The 15,500-nt window shown below is 67.9% G+C and carries 19 protein-coding genes; 11 read left to right on the top strand and 8 right to left on the bottom strand.

From position 1 onward, the window contains the following. Positions 1–156 precede the first annotated feature (156 nt). Together dksA and OK349_RS02785 are read left to right on the top strand one after the other, a co-directional pair. On the top strand, positions 157–621 hold the full coding sequence (dksA, locus tag OK349_RS02790) for an RNA polymerase-binding protein DksA (RefSeq protein WP_265116302.1): 465 nt from the start codon (positions 157–159) through the stop codon (positions 619–621). A gap of 91 nt (positions 622–712) precedes the next feature. Next, entirely contained in the window at positions 713–1,114 is a 402-nt protein-coding gene (locus OK349_RS02785) for a PilZ domain-containing protein (protein WP_265116301.1), read from the top strand. 86 nt (positions 1,115–1,200) lie between these two features. On the opposite strand, the gene OK349_RS02780 is transcribed toward OK349_RS02785, so the two are convergent. Continuing rightward, entirely contained in the window at positions 1,201–1,356 is a 156-nt protein-coding gene (locus tag OK349_RS02780) for a YdcH family protein (protein WP_265116300.1), read from the bottom strand. A 171-nt stretch (positions 1,357–1,527) separates the two neighbouring features. Between OK349_RS02780 and OK349_RS02775 the strand changes: the two genes are divergently transcribed. After that, positions 1,528–1,725 carry a YdcH family protein gene (locus OK349_RS02775; RefSeq protein ID WP_265118522.1) on the top strand — a complete coding sequence of 66 codons (198 nt, stop codon included), beginning with the start codon at positions 1,528–1,530 and terminating at the stop codon, positions 1,723–1,725. 92 nt (positions 1,726–1,817) lie between these two features. Next, positions 1,818–2,282 (top strand): DUF1465 family protein, encoded by a 465-nt coding sequence (locus tag OK349_RS02770; protein WP_265116299.1) that lies wholly within the window; start codon positions 1,818–1,820, stop codon positions 2,280–2,282. Here OK349_RS02770 and OK349_RS02765 read toward each other — a convergent pair. Beyond that, complete coding sequence (locus OK349_RS02765; protein WP_265116298.1) at positions 2,265–3,269, bottom strand: NAD(P)H-dependent flavin oxidoreductase; 1,005 nt, start codon at positions 3,267–3,269, stop codon at positions 2,265–2,267. The genes OK349_RS02770 and OK349_RS02765 overlap by 18 nt on opposite strands. Before the next feature lie 84 nt (positions 3,270–3,353). After that, positions 3,354–3,878, bottom strand: coding sequence for a gamma carbonic anhydrase family protein (locus OK349_RS02760; RefSeq protein WP_265116297.1), 525 nt, complete (start codon positions 3,876–3,878; stop codon positions 3,354–3,356). Positions 3,879–3,986: 108 nt separating this feature from the next. Here OK349_RS02760 and OK349_RS02755 point away from each other — a divergent pair, with 108 nt between their 5' ends. Beyond that, positions 3,987–4,259, top strand: a complete 273-nt coding sequence (locus OK349_RS02755) for a GlsB/YeaQ/YmgE family stress response membrane protein (protein ID WP_372340531.1) — start codon at positions 3,987–3,989, stop codon at positions 4,257–4,259. A gap of 54 nt (positions 4,260–4,313) precedes the next feature. Here the strand turns inward: OK349_RS02755 and OK349_RS02750 are convergent, their stop codons facing one another. Then, positions 4,314–4,538, bottom strand: a complete 225-nt coding sequence (locus tag OK349_RS02750; protein ID WP_265116296.1) for a hypothetical protein — start codon at positions 4,536–4,538, stop codon at positions 4,314–4,316. A gap of 203 nt (positions 4,539–4,741) precedes the next feature. Here OK349_RS02750 and OK349_RS02745 point away from each other — a divergent pair, with 203 nt between their 5' ends. The 3 genes from OK349_RS02745 to OK349_RS02735 are packed head-to-tail and all read left to right on the top strand — an operon-like array spanning position 4,742 to position 7,119. Continuing rightward, positions 4,742–5,461 (top strand): CoA transferase subunit A, encoded by a 720-nt coding sequence (locus OK349_RS02745; protein ID WP_265116295.1) that lies wholly within the window; start codon positions 4,742–4,744, stop codon positions 5,459–5,461. Further along, positions 5,458–6,450 carry an HAD family acid phosphatase gene (locus tag OK349_RS02740; protein ID WP_265116294.1) on the top strand — a complete coding sequence of 331 codons (993 nt, stop codon included), beginning with the start codon at positions 5,458–5,460 and terminating at the stop codon, positions 6,448–6,450. The genes OK349_RS02745 and OK349_RS02740 overlap by 4 nt, the downstream gene beginning before the upstream one ends. An 18-nt stretch (positions 6,451–6,468) precedes the next feature. After that, positions 6,469–7,119, top strand: coding sequence for a CoA transferase subunit B (locus OK349_RS02735; RefSeq protein ID WP_265116293.1), 651 nt, complete (start codon positions 6,469–6,471; stop codon positions 7,117–7,119). Positions 7,120–7,123: 4 nt separating this feature from the next. On the opposite strand, the gene OK349_RS02730 is transcribed toward OK349_RS02735, so the two are convergent. After that, positions 7,124–8,017 (bottom strand): LysR substrate-binding domain-containing protein, encoded by an 894-nt coding sequence (locus tag OK349_RS02730; protein WP_265116292.1) that lies wholly within the window; start codon positions 8,015–8,017, stop codon positions 7,124–7,126. Positions 8,018–8,164: 147 nt separating this feature from the next. Between OK349_RS02730 and OK349_RS02725 the strand changes: the two genes are divergently transcribed. Next, complete coding sequence (locus OK349_RS02725; RefSeq protein WP_265116291.1) at positions 8,165–9,247, top strand: hypothetical protein; 1,083 nt, start codon at positions 8,165–8,167, stop codon at positions 9,245–9,247. After that, a complete protein-coding gene (locus OK349_RS02720) occupies positions 9,247–9,834 on the top strand; it encodes a DUF1579 domain-containing protein (protein ID WP_265116290.1) in 588 nt (195 codons plus the stop codon). The genes OK349_RS02725 and OK349_RS02720 overlap by 1 nt, the downstream gene beginning before the upstream one ends. A 4-nt stretch (positions 9,835–9,838) precedes the next feature. Here OK349_RS02720 and OK349_RS02715 read toward each other — a convergent pair whose 3' ends face one another. Next, the gene (locus OK349_RS02715) at positions 9,839–11,203 is read right to left on the bottom strand and encodes a class II 3-deoxy-7-phosphoheptulonate synthase (RefSeq protein WP_265118520.1); all 1,365 of its coding nucleotides are present in this window, start codon (positions 11,201–11,203) and stop codon (positions 9,839–9,841) included. A gap of 376 nt (positions 11,204–11,579) precedes the next feature. Between OK349_RS02715 and OK349_RS02710 the strand changes: the two genes are divergently transcribed. Continuing rightward, entirely contained in the window at positions 11,580–11,993 is a 414-nt protein-coding gene (locus tag OK349_RS02710; RefSeq protein WP_265116289.1) for a hypothetical protein, read from the top strand. A gap of 3 nt (positions 11,994–11,996) precedes the next feature. On the opposite strand, the gene trpE is transcribed toward OK349_RS02710, so the two are convergent. Further along, on the bottom strand, positions 11,997–13,511 hold the full coding sequence (trpE, locus tag OK349_RS02705; protein ID WP_265116288.1) for an anthranilate synthase component I: 1,515 nt from the start codon (positions 13,509–13,511) through the stop codon (positions 11,997–11,999). A gap of 5 nt (positions 13,512–13,516) precedes the next feature. Beyond that, entirely contained in the window at positions 13,517–15,478 is a 1,962-nt protein-coding gene (locus tag OK349_RS02700; protein ID WP_265116287.1) for a peptidylprolyl isomerase, read from the bottom strand. Positions 15,479–15,500 lie beyond the last annotated feature (22 nt).

Genomic DNA, 15,500 nt, shown 5'->3' with positions numbered 1-15,500 from the left:
TCAGTCTCGCGCAATTTCCTCCACAGCAAGAACGGCTTGGCGCTTGAATCTGTGGATTCGGACGCTTGTGGAGCCGGGCGCACCTCCCTATAGCGCCGTCGGGCAAAAGTCGGATTTCGATAGGCATTGCCGTCGCAGTCCGGTGTGGAGAGTGGCATGGCGACGGTTTACGAGCATCGCGACGACCCCGAAAAGGCCCCGCCGGCGGCCAATGATCTGCCCGATGGCTATCGGCCGAGCGCCGACGAGCCCTTCATGAACCCGCGCCAGCTCCAGTATTTCCGCGAGAAGCTGCTCGCCTGGAAGGACGCGATCCATCGCGAGGCCGCGGGCACGCTCTCGCAGCTCCAGGTTGATTCGCTGCGCGAGGCGGACCTCACCGACCGCGCGTCGAGCGAGACCGACTGGTCGATCGAGCTGCGCACGCGCGATCGCCAGCGCAAGCTGATCGCCAAGATCGATGCGGCGTTGCGCCGGATCGAGGATGGCGAATACGGCTATTGCGAAGTGACCGGCGAGCCGATCAGCCTCGGCCGCCTCGAAGCGCGGCCGATCGCGACGATGACCGTCGAGGCGCAGGAACGTCACGAGCGCAACGAAAAGGTTTCGCGCGACGAATAGCGCCGGAATGGCTGCGAATCGCCGCGCCGATTAACGCTTTGGATAGCCCTACCTGCTCTAATCCGCGCGCAGGTGAATTGCAGAGCGGCAGATGGACCAGTTTTCCAACAACCCCCTGAACGCCATTACCAGCGACGATCCGTCGAGCCAGCGCAGCGGCTCGCGCGACAGCCTGCTGCTCTCCGCGCAGCTGCGCATCGACGACGAGCCGGAAGTGACGGTGCGGGTCCGCAATCTCTCCTCCGGCGGGCTGATGGCGGAATATGCCGAGCCGGTGACCACCGGCACGCGCGTCCAGGTCGATGTGCGCGGCGTGGGCTGGATCGGTGGGCGAATTGCCTGGTCGGCGGAGGGCCGGATCGGGATCGCGTTCGACCGCGAGATCGACCCGATGTCCGCGCGCAAGCCGGTTGGAAACGGCACCCGGACGCCGCGTTATGCAAAGGCCACGGAGACCGCGCCGCCGCCGTCCCGTCCGCTCTTTCGAAAATGATGTGCGTGCTTGCCGGTATTGAACAACCGGCGAGTCGCTAGGGCGTCACCCTGGCGGGCGCCAGGGCGACACCGTGACAGCGCGCTTTACAGGTGCGCGATTTCCTCCTTTACGCGGAGCTTCTGGCGCTTCAGGTCGGCGATGATCATCTGATCGGGAAGGGGCCGTTGCGACTCGGCGCTGATCCTGCGATCGAGAGTCGCGTGCTTGGCCGCGAGTGCCGAGAGATGCGCGTTTTGCATGGAAGCAATCCTCCTGCTCAGGGTTGGGGGATCAAGGAGTAAATCACGATTCGCGGCGCTTGTCGCCCCTTGCGAATCACGGCATCGACGGGGCAACGGCGAACTGCGACAGGCCGATCCGGCCGGTCCGGATGACGGATGCCGGGGATGGCCCGGGGATGGGGTGGCGTGATGGACGAGACCGAGATTCTGCGCCGCCTCGAACTGCTGCGCATCGAGCATCGCGATCTTGACGCGGCGATCGAGGCGCTGGCGAGCGGCAATGCGCCGGACCAGCTCCAGATCGCGCGGCTCAAGAAACGCAAGCTGCGGCTGCGCGACGAGATCTCGATGCTCGAGGACCGGCTGATCCCTGACATCATCGCTTGAGCCTGCGCTATCCACAGCGCATCGCTTTGGGACATCGCCTTGCGCGGATTGGCTATTCCGCTCTCGGGAGGTTTCTGTCAGCGTTGCTCATTATGACTGGGGGCAAGACTACCGCGCAGATCCATCAGCGCCTGATCGACTCGCTTTATACCGAGGCGATGCTGCTGGCGGACGAGGCGCGCGGCTATTTCGACGAAATGGGGCGCGACGAGCGGGATACGCTCGATGCGATGACGCGAGTCGTTTTCTCGTGCGAGTCGCTCAAGGTGACGACGCGGCTGATGCACGTCATCGCCTGGCTGCTGACCCAGCGTGCGGTGAATGCCGGGGAGATCGCGCTCGGCGACGCGCTCGATCCGTCGCGGCGGCTCGGCCAGGCACCCGAGACCGACAGCGCTTCGTTCGACGCGATGCCGCTCGCCGCGCAGGGGCTGATCGCGGCGAGCCAGGACCTGTATCGCCGCGTGGCGCGGATCGACTCGACTCAGGACGACGATGCGCCGGTGCCGGTCAGCCCGGCGCGGCGGATGCTCGACCGCTTATCCCACGCCTTCTAGCGCGGCCCCGGCCCAGCCGCCTTCGGGGAGCGACGCGATTCGCGCGCGCGCCGCGCGATACTCCCCGTCCAGCCGGTCGACATATTCTGCGACCGGGGTCACCGCGTGGACCGCGCCGATGCCCTGGCCCGAGCCCCAAATGTCGCGCCATGCCTTGGCTTTCTGGTTACCGCCCGAGCCGAAGTTCATCGTGCTCGGATCGCTCACGGGCAGATTGTCCGGGTCGAGGCCGGCGCTCGTGATCGAAGCGCGCAGATAGTTGCCATGCACGCCAGTGAAGAGGTTGGTGTAGACGATATCCGACGCCGAACCCTCGACGATGCCGTTCTTATAGGCCTCGCCGGCATTGGCCTCCGCGGTCGCGATGAAGGGGGAGCCGATATAGGCGAGGTCGGCGCCCATCGCCTGCGCCGCAAGGATCGCCCCGCCATTGGCGATCGCGCCCGAGAGGATGACCGGGCCGTCGAACCACGATCGTGTTTCCTGGATGAAGGCGAAGGGGCTGAGCTGACCGGCATGGCCGCCCGCGCCGGTGCAGACGAGGATCAGGCCGTCGGCGCCCTTTTCCACCGCCTTGTGCGCGAACCGCTCGTTGATCACGTCATGTAGCGTGATGCCGCCCCAGCCGTGCACCGCCTGGTTGACCGCCTCCTGCGCGCCCAGTGAGGTGATGACGATCGGCACCTGCCACTTGGCGCAAGTCGTCAGGTCGGCTTCGAGCCGGTCGTTCGAGCGGTGGACGATCTGGTTGACCGCGTAGGGCGCGGCGGGGCGGCCCGGATTGTCGCGGTTCCACGCCGCGAGTTCCTCGGTGATCTGGTGGAGCCATTCGTCGAGCTGGCTCTGCGGTCGCGCGTTGAGCGCGGGGAACGAGCCGACGATCCCCGCCTTGCATTGGGCGATCACCAGCTCGGGGCCGGAGACGATGAACAGCGGCGAGCCGATGACGGGCAGGCGCAGGCGGTCGAAGAGTGCGGGTAGGGCCATTCGCGTTTCATACCCGAACTGATGTTCCTGTCCAGCGGCGCACCGCAACCGGGCATGGATCGCCATACCCGATCTTTGAAATCGCTAGTCGATGCGGGTCAGGCCGGCGCGGAAGCGGCGCTGGCGATCGGCGTAGCTGTGTGCGGAGATGAGCAAGGTGGCGCGTGCCGTAGCGTCGAGCTCGCGCACCGCGCGGGCCGGGCTGCCGACGATCAGGCTCCCGGGCGGGAAGATCTTGCCCTCGGTGACGAGCGCGCCAGCGCCGATCAGGCAATCGTCGCCGATCTCCGCGCGGTTGAGGACGATCGCGCCCATGCCGACCAGCACGCGGTCGCCGAGCGTGCAGCCGTGCAGGATCGCGTGATGGCCGATCGTGCAGTCGGCGCCGATGGTGAGCGGGATACCGGGATCGGAATGGAGCATCGCGCCTTCCTGGATGTTGCTGCGCTCACCGACGATGATCGGCGTGTTGTCGGCACGGATGACCGCGCCGAACCACAGGCTGGCGCCGGCCGCGAGGCGCGCGTCGCCGATCACATCGGCGCTCGGCGCGATCCAGGCGTCGGCGTCGATGGAGGGTTCGATGCCGTCGAATGCATAGATCGCCATCGCCGCTTCCTATCCCAGGCTAAATTGTCCGCAGGCGGAACGTCCCGCCGTTTCAACCGTATATCCGCATGACTCGGTAGTGCCGAGCCGGATTGCGGGAGACGACGGATGATCAACCTCATCGTGCTTCTTATCGTGGGCGGCGTGCTCGGCTGGCTGGCCAGCATCGTCATGCGCACCGATGCCCAGCAGGGCCTATTCCTCAACATCGTGGTTGGGGTCGTCGGCGCGTTGCTGGCAGGGCTTCTCATCACGCCGCTGGTCGGCGGCGGAACGATCACCCAAGGTTCGTTCAGCATCACTTCGCTGCTGATCTCGTTCCTGGGCGCGGTCGTGCTGCTGGCGATCGTCAACCTGGTGCGCCGCGGTTCCGTGCGCTGAACCTGATAACCTTCCCAAGCAACTGGGCGGCTCCGGCCGCCCTATTTTTGTGCGTCAGCGAAGCGCGGACTGGGCGAGTTCGGGGACGTTGACCCCCAGCACCAGCGCGAGCGCGACGCCGCCAAGCAGCACCGCGAGCGTCGAGGACATCGAGAACAGGCCCCAGCCGACTGCGGTGACCATTGCGGGATTGGGGCGGGCAAGGCGGCGATTCTGCTCGGCGGAGAGCAGGACGAAGGCCGACAGCAGCCCATAGATGAAAACGGAAAACTCGATCATTGCGCGCAATCCCGCCCCGGGTTCATCGTCATCTCTAAGTCGGGAAGGTTAACGCTTCAACGCAGCCCGCCGCATTCTTGCTGCAACGCAGCGCGTTTACTGCCGGATCGATTGGAGTTGAAAGTCGATTCAGGTTCGCTTGACCGACAGTGGATCGCGTGACTATCGCCACGGGCGACAGCATATAGGAGAGAATCGCCGCGATGAAGAAGCTCTATCCCAGTGCTGGAGCCGCGCTCGAGGGACTGCTCCACGACGGCATGACGATCTGCGCCGGCGGGTTCGGGCTGTGCGGCATCCCGGAGCGGCTGATCGATGCGATCCAGGCGGCGGGCGTCAAGGATCTGACCATCGCGAGCAACAATGCCGGGATCGACAATGAAGGGCTCGGCAAGCTGCTGCGCAGCCGCCAGGTCAGGAAAATGATCTCCTCCTATGTCGGCGAGAACAAGGAGTTCGAGCGGCAGTATCTGGCGGGCGAGCTCGAGGTCGAATTCTGCCCCCAGGGTACGCTCGCCGAGCGCTGCCGCGCAGGTGGGGCGGGGATCCCGGGCTTCTACACCAAGACCGGCGTCGGCACGAAGGTGGCCGAGGGCAAGGAGGTCAAGGTGTTCGACGGCGAGGAATACATCCTGGAGCGTGGCATCCGCGCCGACATCGCGATCATCAAGGGGTGGAAAGCGGACGAGGCCGGCAACCTGATCTTCCGCAAGACGGCGCGCAACTTCAACCAGCCGATGGCGACCGCGGCGAACATCTGCGTCGCAGAGGTCGAGGAAGTGGTGCCGGTCGGCACGCTCGACCCCGATGCGGTGCATCTCCCCGGCATCTATGTGAAGCGGATGATCGTCGGCGCACCGTACGACAAGAAGATCGAGTTCCGCACCGTGCGCCCGCGGGCCGAAAGCGCCGGGGCGGCGTGAGCCGGCTGTGCGCCGCCGCCTTGCTGGCGCTGCTGCCGGTGGCGGTGGGCGGCTGCGTTGCGGCGGCGATCCCGATTGCCGCGGGCGGCATGATCGCGCGCGACAAGATCGGGTTCGGCAAGCGCGGGCCGGAAAAGCGCAAGGAAGCCGAGCAGGCGCAGCGGGCACCGAGTGAGCTCAAGACCGCCGAGGGGCAGGCGATGATGCGCGCGATCGAGGCGCGGCGAGCGAGCCAGCCCCAGCCTGGCGAGTTGCCCCCGCCGAGTGGCGCACTGCCGCCCATCGCGAACGGGGCGGCAAATCCCGGTATCGGCGGCGCAGGTGCGGGCGAAGCCGCCGCCTTCAGCCTGCAGGCCTATCAAGCGCTGTGGAACCACCTTGCCGCGCAGGCCGGCCGGCGCCAGCGCGGCGAACCGCTCCAGTCGGTGGTGCTTGCGCCGGGCACGACGCTGGACGCGCCGCGCTATGCCAGCTGCGACGGCAAGCCACTGGCGGTGGTGTTCGACATCGATGAAAGCGCCGAGAAGGCGGCGGATCCCGGTGCGCCCTGGCGCCGCTGGAAAGGCGACGGGACCGATCTGGTCGCAGCGACGCCCGGCGCGGTCGAGGGGGTCGACGCCGCGCGGCGCGAAGGCATCGCGGTGATCTTCACCAGCCACCGCTCGCCCGAGAGCGCCCCCGGCGTGACTGCATTGCTCGACCGGCTCGGTTTTGACGGTTTCCAGCCGGGCCGCACGCTGATCCTGCGCGGAGATGCTGAAGCCGGGAAGGGCGACGAGCAGGTCCGCCAGGTGATCGCGGCAGGCTATTGCGTGGTCGCCTTGGTCGGCGACTCGCTCAATGACTTCAGCAGCCAGTTCGAGGCGGTCGGCGATTCCGGCAAGCGCCAGACCGCGGCAACCGAGACGATGGTGGCGCCGTTATGGGGCGCGGGCTGGTTCATCCTGCCTAACCCCGTGCGCAGCACCGCCGCAACCCCATCCCAGTGACCCTGACGGAGAGACTTGATGCCCTGGACTCGCGATGAAATGGCCGCTCGCGCCGCGCAGGAACTGCGCGACGGCTTCTACGTGAATCTCGGCATCGGTATCCCCACGCTGGTGGCCAACCACATCCCCGCAGGCGTCGAGGTGACGTTGCAGTCGGAGAACGGCATGCTCGGCATCGGCCCCTTCCCCTATGAGGGCGAGGAGGATCCCGACCTGATCAACGCGGGCAAACAGACGATCAGCGAGCTTCCTCAGTCGGTCTATTTCAGCAGCGCGGACAGCTTCGCGATGATCCGCGGCGGGCATATCGACCTGACCGTGCTGGGCGCGATGGAGGTCGCGCAGAATGGCGACATCGCCAACTGGATGATCCCCGGCAAGATGATCAAGGGCATGGGCGGCGCGATGGACCTGGTCGCCGGTGTCAAGAAGATCATCGTGGTGATGGAGCACAACGCCAAGGACGGCAGCCCCAAGTTCATTCCCGAGTGCACGCTGCCGCTGACCGGCAAGAACGTGGTCGACATGATCATCACCGACCTGGCGGTGTTCCAGCGCCTGGATCACGGCTCGCCCTTCCGCCTGATCGAACTGGCGCCGGGCGTGACCGAGGAAGAGGTCGCGGCGAAGACGACCGCGAGCTACGAGGTGGCGCTGGTCACCGCCTGAGCCTTCAAACGCTCGCCGTCGAGACTTCGGACACGATCCAGTCCCGGAAGGCGATGACCTTCGAACTGGGCTGGTGCATCGCGGGATAGGCGAGCCAGAAGGCGCGCCCGTCGGTGGCGGCATGCGGGTGAACGCGCGCGAGGCGGCCGGCAGCGAGATCGGCGGCGAACAGGATCGGCGAGCCGATCGCAATGCCATGACCGGCGATCGCTGCGGCGATATCGAGATGCTCGGCGGAGAAGGTGGTGCCAAAGCGTTCCGGCCCCGGGCCTGCCGGGTGGCCCAGATCCCTGTACCAGAGCTCCCACCAGTCCGGACGGCCAAGCAGCGGCGCGCGGAGGGCGTGGCGGGGATCATCGAGGCCGCGCACCGCCTCGACCAGCCCAGGCGCGCACAAGGGCGTAAATACGCTGGGGAAGAGCGGCACGGTACGCAGGCCCGGCCAGCTGCCATGCCCGTTGCGGATCGCAATGTCATAGCCGCCGCCGGAGAGGTCGCGCGGGTCCGGCGAGAGGTCGAGCTCGACGCGCAATTCGGGGTGAAGCGCCCGGAAACGGCCGAGGCGGGGCGCGAGCCAGACGGTTCCGAATGTGGGCAAGGCGGTGACGCGGAGCCGAGTCTGATCGGCATCGATCGCGCGCGCGAAGCCCGCGCGGAGCGTCGCGAACGCCGCGAGGGCGTCAGCGGCGAGCACCTCGCCCGCCGCGGTCAGCTCGACGCGTTGGGCGTGCCGCTGGAACAGGGCGACCCCCAGATGCGTCTCGAGCTGGCGGACATGATAGCTGACCGCGGCGGCGGTGGTCTGCAGCTCGCGCGCGGCAGGCGCAAAGCCGCCGAGCCGCGCGGCCGCCTCGAAGGCGCGGATCGCGATCAATGAAGGAAGGCCGGGCGCTACCATGAGTTCAGCTTATTGTCTCAGTGTCCGTTAAGATAGAGCTGCGCCACAATACCCTAAGTCAAACTGAGTCTGGACTGCCATTTTTCGAGTCCCGCAGGGGCCACGAAGGCAGCAGAGTTTGCGTGTCTCTTCAGAAGGGCGAGTGCGATGCGGATGTTCGGCAACATGGATCGGCGCGGGGTGTTGGCTGGCCTGGGTTGCTCGGGGCTGATCCTGGCGGGCTCGCGCGGCCGCGCGATGCCACAGGCGGCGGACCGGCGCCGCGACTGGGCATGGCTCGAGGGCAATTGGCGAGTCGAGCACCGCCGGTTGCGACGGCGGCTGGCGCAGGACACGCATTGGGATCGCTTCGCCGGCACCAGTGCGGTGTGGATGACGCTGGATGGGTTGGGCACGATCGACGACAACCTGCTTCACCTGCCGGGCGGGGATTATCGCGCGATGGGGATCCGTGCCTATGATCCGGCGAGCGATCGCTGGTCGATCTGGTGGCTCGACGGGCGCAACCCGACGCGGATCGACCCGCCGGTCACGGGCCGGTTCGACGGCGATACCGGCACTTTCACCGGCACGGACACGTTCGAAGGGCGGCCGATCGACGTGCGCTTCCACTGGCAGGCGATCCACGGCGCGCGGCCGCACTGGCAGCAGAGCTTCTCGCCCGATGGCGGCGCGACCTGGGAGATGAACTGGGAGAATTTCTTCACGCGCACCTCCACTGCGCCTGAGCCCTTGCCACTGCTGCCGCGGGGAGATGCGGCAAGGGCACCGGACGACTGGGCGTTCCTCGCCGGGCGCTGGAAGGTGCATCACCGCAAGCTGCGCCGGAGATTGGCGGGCACCCGCGACTGGGACGAGTTCGGCGGGACCTTCGTCAACTGGCCGGTGCTGGGCGGCAACGGCAATGTCGGCGACAATCTGATGGAAGCGCCGACGGGTGCATTTCGCGGGGTCGGCTTCCGCGCCTGGGATCCGGCGACGGGCGAATGGCTGAGCTGGTGGCTTGACGGGCGCGATCCCTCGCGGATCGGCGCGCCGCTGCGTGGGCGGTTCGTCGATGGGATCGGGATCTATCTGTCCGATGACGTCCATGAGGGCCGCCCGGTCAAGGCGCGCGTCACCTGGTCGCGGATCACCGGCAAGACCGCGCGGTGGGAACAGGCCTTCTCGGCAGACGGTGGACAGAGCTGGGAGGTCAACTGGACCTCCGATTTCACGAGGATCGCGTGATGCAGAGCAACCGGCGCGCGCTGATGAAGGGCGTGGCACTGATGATTACGGCCGCGGGAACACGCGGAGCGCTGGCGCAGGAGGCGCCGGTGCCGCTGCCCGACGGTGCCGCATCCAAGCATGATTTCGACTATTTCCTCGGCAGTTGGCGCGTCGAGCATCGCCGCCTGCGCAAGCGCCTCGCGGGCAGCAATGACTGGGAAGAGTTCGCGGGCCGCACGCATTGCCAGCAGCTGTTCGGCGGACTGGTCAATCTGAACGAGAGCGTCTCCTACCGGGGCGGAAGGACGTCCTACGGCATGGGTCTGCGGGCACTCGACGAGCCGGGCGGGCGCTGGGCCGACTGGTATCTGGCGGCAAGCGACCTCAGCAAGATCGATCCGCCGCTCTACGGCCGCTTCGCCGACGGCGTCGGCACCTTCTACGCGCGCGAGACCTTCGAGGGGCGGCCGGTGCTGGTGCGGGGCCGCTTCTCGTCGGTCAATCGCGACGAGGCACGCTGGGAACAGGCATTCTCGACCGACGATGGTGCGAGCTGGGAGACCAACTGGGTGATGCGCTACCTTCGCACCGCGCCCCCAAGCTGAACCCTCACGCCGCCTTGCGCCGCTCCGCCATCTCGTCGTTGAGCATCTCCGCCAGCAGGAACGCCAGCTCGAGGCTCTGCCCGGCGTTGAGCCGCGGGTCGCAATGCGTGTGGTAGCGATCGGCAAGGTCGTGCTCGCCGATGTCGATCATGCCGCCGGTGCACTCGGTCACGTTCTGGCCGGTCATCTCGGCATGGATGCCGCCGGCATAGGTGCCCTCGGCACGGTGCACGGCGAAGAAGCCGCGGACCTCGGCGAGGATGCGCTCGAACGGGCGGGTCTTGTAGCCATTGGCGGCCTTGACGACGTTGCCGTGCATCGGGTCGCAGCTCCACACCACCGGATGTCCCTCGCGCTTCACCGCGCGGACCAGCTTGGGGAGTCCGTCCTCGATCTTGTCGTGACCGTAGCGGGTGATGAGCGTGATGCGGCCCGGCGTGCGCGCCGGGTTGAGCGTGTCGAGCAGGCGGATGAGCGCGTCGGGCTCGAGGCTCGGGCCGCATTTCATGCCGATCGGATTGCCGATACCGCGCAGGAACTCGACATGCGCCGAGCCGTCGAACCGCGTGCGGTCGCCGATCCACAGGAAGTGCGCGCTGGTGTCGTACCAGTCGCCGGTGAGCGAATCCTGCCGGGTCAGCGCCTGCTCATAGGGGAGCAGCAGCGCCTCGTGGCTGGTGTAGAAATCGGTGCCCTTGAGCTGGGGGACGCTGTCGGCGTCGATGCCGCAGGCCTGCATGAAGTCCAGCGCCTCGCCGATGCGGTCGGCGACGTCGGCGAACTTGGCGCTCCATGGGCTCTTGCCCATGAAGTCGAGCGTCCATTTGTGGACCTGGTGCAGATTGGCATAACCGCCGCTGGCGAAGGCGCGCAGCAGGTTGAGCGTCGCGGCGGACTGGCTGTAGCCCTGGATCATCCGCTGCGGATCGGGGATTCGTGCCTCGGGGGTGAAGGCGATGTCGTTGACGTTGTCGCCGCGGTAGCTCGGCAGGGTGACGCCATCGATCGTCTCGGTATCGGCCGAGCGCGGCTTGGCGAACTGGCCGGCCATGCGGCCGAGCTTCACCGTCGGCAGCTTCGAGGCGAAGGTGAGCACCACCGCCATCTGCAGGATGACGCGGAACGTGTCGCGGATGTTGTTGGGGTGGAACTCGGCGAAGCTCTCGGCGCAGTCGCCGCCTTGCAGCAGGAAGGCCTCACCGCGCGCAACCTTGGCCAGCTCCTGCGTCAGCGCGCGCGCCTCGCCGGCGAAGACGAGCGGCGGGAAGCTGGACAGCTGCGTGGTCGCGGCGTCGAGTGCGGCGGCATCGGGGTAAATCGGGAGCTGGCGCGCTTCGGCGTTCTTCCAGCTGTCAGGGCTCCATCCCATGTCCTGCTCCAGGTTGCGGACATGGACGTACCAGTCCTGATGATGCGCGATGCCGTTGGCCGCGATCTGGTTGAGCACCGCGGGGGAGGCGCGCTTGCCGTCCTCCTCCCAGCCCTGGACGGTCGAGCCGGGCGTATCGAACCAGGCGCCGAAGGCGGCGCGGGAAAGGGAGCGTTCCTCGCGGAAGCGGCGGATTTTGGAACCGGCTAAAGTCGTCATAGCGGTGCCCTTACCCCTGCCGGGTAAATCGAGGCAAGCGCTAAATTCACCCTCATGGGGTAAATCACGAATTGCGTGGCCGTAACGGTTCAGCCCGCCTTAATGCGGCCCCGTGCGATACCTATATCGGGCGTCTTGCTTGTACGGGAGTTGCGTGATGATCCGGATGATGCTGCTGGCGACACTGGTCGTCGCGACCCCCGTGCTGGCGCAGGAAGCGGAAGACGGGAACGCGCCGCCGCAGCGCGTGCGCAGCGTGCTGCTCTATGGCGACGATCAGTGCCCCAAGGCGGAGAGCGAGGACGAGGTCGTCATCTGCTCGAAGGTCGGGGAGTCGCCCTATCGCATCCCCAAGAAGCTGCGGAAGAGCAAGTTTTCGCCGGACAGCGTGAGCTGGACGCGGCGCGCCGAGCTGGTCGACGAGGTGAACCGCGTGACGCTGCCCGGCAGCTGTTCGCCGATCGGCAGCTTCGGTCACACCGGCTGCACGATCCAGATGCTTCAGCAATGGCGCGCCGAACGCGCCGAGCAGAAGGCCGCGGAAGCGGCGATCCCGGGCGGCGAGGACTAGGCTTTACTGGCCGAAGCCGGGTTCTGCCGCGCGCGCGATCGCTTCGCGCGCGGCGGCGAACAGCGCGCCGGCCTTGGCCTCGCATTCGCGCTGCTCATAGGCTGGATCGCTGTCGGCGACGATGCCCGCGCCCGCGGTGACGTGCATCGTGCCGTCCTTCACAATCGCGGTGCGCAGGACGATGCAGCTGTCCATCGACCCGTCGGGCGAGAAATAGCCGACGCCGCCGGCATAGGGACCGCGCTGGTCGCGCTCGAGCTCGGCGATGATCTCGCATGCCCGCACCTTGGGCGCGCCGCTGACGGTGCCCGCGGGAAACCCGGCGAACAGCGCGTCGAGCGCATCGGCGTCGGGACGCAGCCTGCCCACCACGTTCGAGACGATGTGCATCACGTGGCTATAGAATTCGACGGTGTAGCTGTCGGTGACCTTGACCGTGCCCGCCTCGGCGACGCGGCCGGTGTCGTTGCGGCCGAGATCGAGCAGCATCAGATGCTCGGCACGTTCCTTGGGATCGGCGAGCAGGCTCAAGCGGTTGGCCTCGTCCTCGGCCGGGGTCTTGCCGCGCGGTCGGGTGCCGGCGATCGGGCGGATGGTGACGTCGCCGTCGCGGACGCGGACCAGGATCTCCGGGCTCGATCCGGTGAGCGCGAAGCCGGGCAGGTCGAGGAAATAGAGGAAGGGCGAGGGGTTCACCCGGCGCAGCGCGCGGTAGAGCTCGATCGGCGGCAGCGCGAAGGGTGCGGTGAAGCGTTGGGCGAGCACGACCTGAAAGATGTCGCCGGCGGCGATATAGTCCTTCGCGCGTGCCACCATCGCGGCATAGTCGAGGGCGGGGATCGTCGGCTGCGCGGCGACCTCCGCGGCATCGGCGGCTGCCTTGGGAGGCAATGGCGCGGATGCGAGGCGCGCTGCGGTGGCGTCGAGGCGCTCGGCGGCGGTCGCCAGCAGCGTCTCGGCATCGCGCGCCGCATCGGGCCAGACCGGAGCGACGAGGAACAGCGAATCCGCCAGCCGGTCGAAGATCAGGATCACCGTCGGCCGCACGAAGATCATGTCGGGCAGGCCGAGCGCGTCGTTGGCGGCGCGCGGCAGCCTCTCGACCAGCCCGATCGTCTCGTAACCGAAATAGCCGACGAGGCAGGCGAGCGCACGAGGGAGCTCGGCCGGGACCTCCATGCGGCAGCTCTGGACGAGCGCGCGGAAGGCGTCGAGCGTCGGCTGGGCCGCCGGAGCGAAGACCGCGCGGTCGGTGAGCCAGTTCGCGTTGATCTCCGCCGCCTCGCCCTGCGCGCGGAAGACGAGGTCGGGGGCGAGGCCGATCAGGCTGTGGCGGCCGCGCACTGCGCCGCCCTCGACCGACTCCAGCAGGAAATCGCCGCGGCCGGGCTCGATCAGCTTGAGCGCCGCCGCCACCGGCGTGTCGGTGTCGGCGAGCTGCCGCCGCCAGACCAGCGCCGGACGGCCCTCGGCAAGCGCCGCGCGTGCGGCATCGAGGCCCTCTACTCCCGGCGCCATCGCGATCAGTTGCCGCCGGTCGACTGGCCGCCGAGCTGCGCCTTCAATCGCGCGATCGCCGCCTCGTCGCGCTTGACGTTGACCGACTTGCGCGCCGCGGCGACGAACTGCTCAAGATATTCGGAGCCGATCATCTGCGACAGGCCGCTGCGGGTCTGCGCGACCAGCCCCTGGTTGCCGCGGGCATTGCCCGGCTGGATCTCGTCGAGCCACACCACCCAGTAACCACCGCCATTGGGCGCTTCGGTCATCTTGGCCTTCTTCGCTGCGATGCTGAACATCAGCTGCACCGGCGGCGGGATCTGCATCCTGGCCTGCGAGAGCTGGCCGCGCACCGCGTCGAGCGGCTGAAGCGGCGGGAGCGCGAGGCCGGTCTTCTTCATCGCGTCGGTGATCGGCGTGCCCTTGTTGACGTCGGCGAGGATGGCGACGGCGGCCTTGCGCGCGGCCTGGAGCTGGCGGTCGCGGATGAAGTCGGCGGCGACCAACTCGCGGATCTGTGCGAGCGGACGCGGCGCGGCGGCGACCACGCGCTCGGTCTTGATCAGCGCGAAGCTGCCGTCCTGACCGACGGGCACGAGCTGGGGATCGTCGCTCGTCTCCATCGCGAACCCGCCCTGTGCGACCTGCGCCAGCACCGGATCGGGCGGCGTCGGCTCGGCGCCCTGATTGTTCTGATCGACACGGCCGTCGCCAAACAGCGGCGGGCTGGTCTCGGCCTTGAGCTTGGCGTCGGCGACCGCCTCGTCGAAGGTGGCGTTGCCCGCGATCGCGCTGTCGATCTGGCTGCGCAGATTGGCGAGCGCCTCGGCCTCCTTGCGCTTGGTGATCTCGGCCGCGATCTCGCCGCGGACCTGATCGAGCGACTTGCCCGCGATCTGCTCGATCTTCTCGACGCGGACGATGTGCCAGCCGAGCGGCGAGCGCAGCGGGCCGACCACCCCACCCGGCGCCGCGGCGAAGGCGGCGTCGGCGATCTGCGGGCTGCTCGCGCGGGCGAAGCTCTCCTTCTCGGCATTGTCGATGGTCGAGGGCTGGAGCCCTGCGCCAGCCGCCGCGGCGGCGAGCGTCGCGCCACCCTTGATCTTCGCGGCGAGCGCGTTGGCGGCGTTCTGATCGGCGACGATCAGCTGCGCTAGCGTGCGCTTGGTCGAGGCGGCGTATTTCGCCGCGTCCTGCTTGTAGGCGGCGGCGATCTCGACCTCGGTCGCCTTGGCGCTCCCGGCGAACTGCTCGGGGCGGACCACGGCGTAGCGGATCACGCGGCGCTCGGGCAGCGTGTAGCGGGCGCGGTGGCGGTTGTAGAAGCCGGTGAGCTCGGCGTCGGTCGGCGCGGCGCCCTTGTCGATCGCGGTGATCGGGACATAGCCGACCGAGCCCTTGCGCCGCTCGAGCAGGAGCGAGGCATAGGGCATCACCAGTTCCGACGGCACATAGCCGGCGCCGAGCGCGGGGGCGGCGACCCACTGGGCGAGCGTGCCCTGGCGGATATCGGCGCGGACCTGATCGGCGGTGACGCCCTGGCGGGCGAGCAGCTGATCGAACGCCTTCTGGTTGAACTGGCCGGTGATCGGATCGGCGAAGGCCGGGCTGCTGGCGATCTCGCCGTCGACCGCGGCCTTCGACACCGCCATGCCATGCTCGGTGGCATATTGTTCGAGCGCGAGGCGGCTGATGATATCGTCGAGCACCTGGTCGAACCCGCCCATCGCGACGAACTGTCCCATGTCGAGCGTCGGCTGCTGCTGGCGCGCGCGCTCCAGCGCGTTCTTGAGCCGCTGCTGCAGCTCCGCCTCGGTCACCTTGCGGTTGCCGACTTGGACCAGCGCCCCGCCGGTCGGGCCGCCGCCTCCACCGAGATTGGTGATGTCGCCGAGCGCGAAGGCGACGGCGATGATGACGAGCAGCGCCAGGGCGATGATCTTGCCGGCGGTCGAGAAGAGGACGCGGCGGAGGAAGGTGAGCATGAAGACCCGTTCGATGGGAAAG

Origin of the sequence: Sphingomonas sp. BT-65, assembly GCF_026107375.2 — a bacterium.
Taxonomy (GTDB): Bacteria; Pseudomonadota; Alphaproteobacteria; order Sphingomonadales; family Sphingomonadaceae; genus Sphingomonas.
Note: the sequence above shows the minus strand (reverse complement) of the source record. Positions and strands in the feature narration are given on the sequence as shown.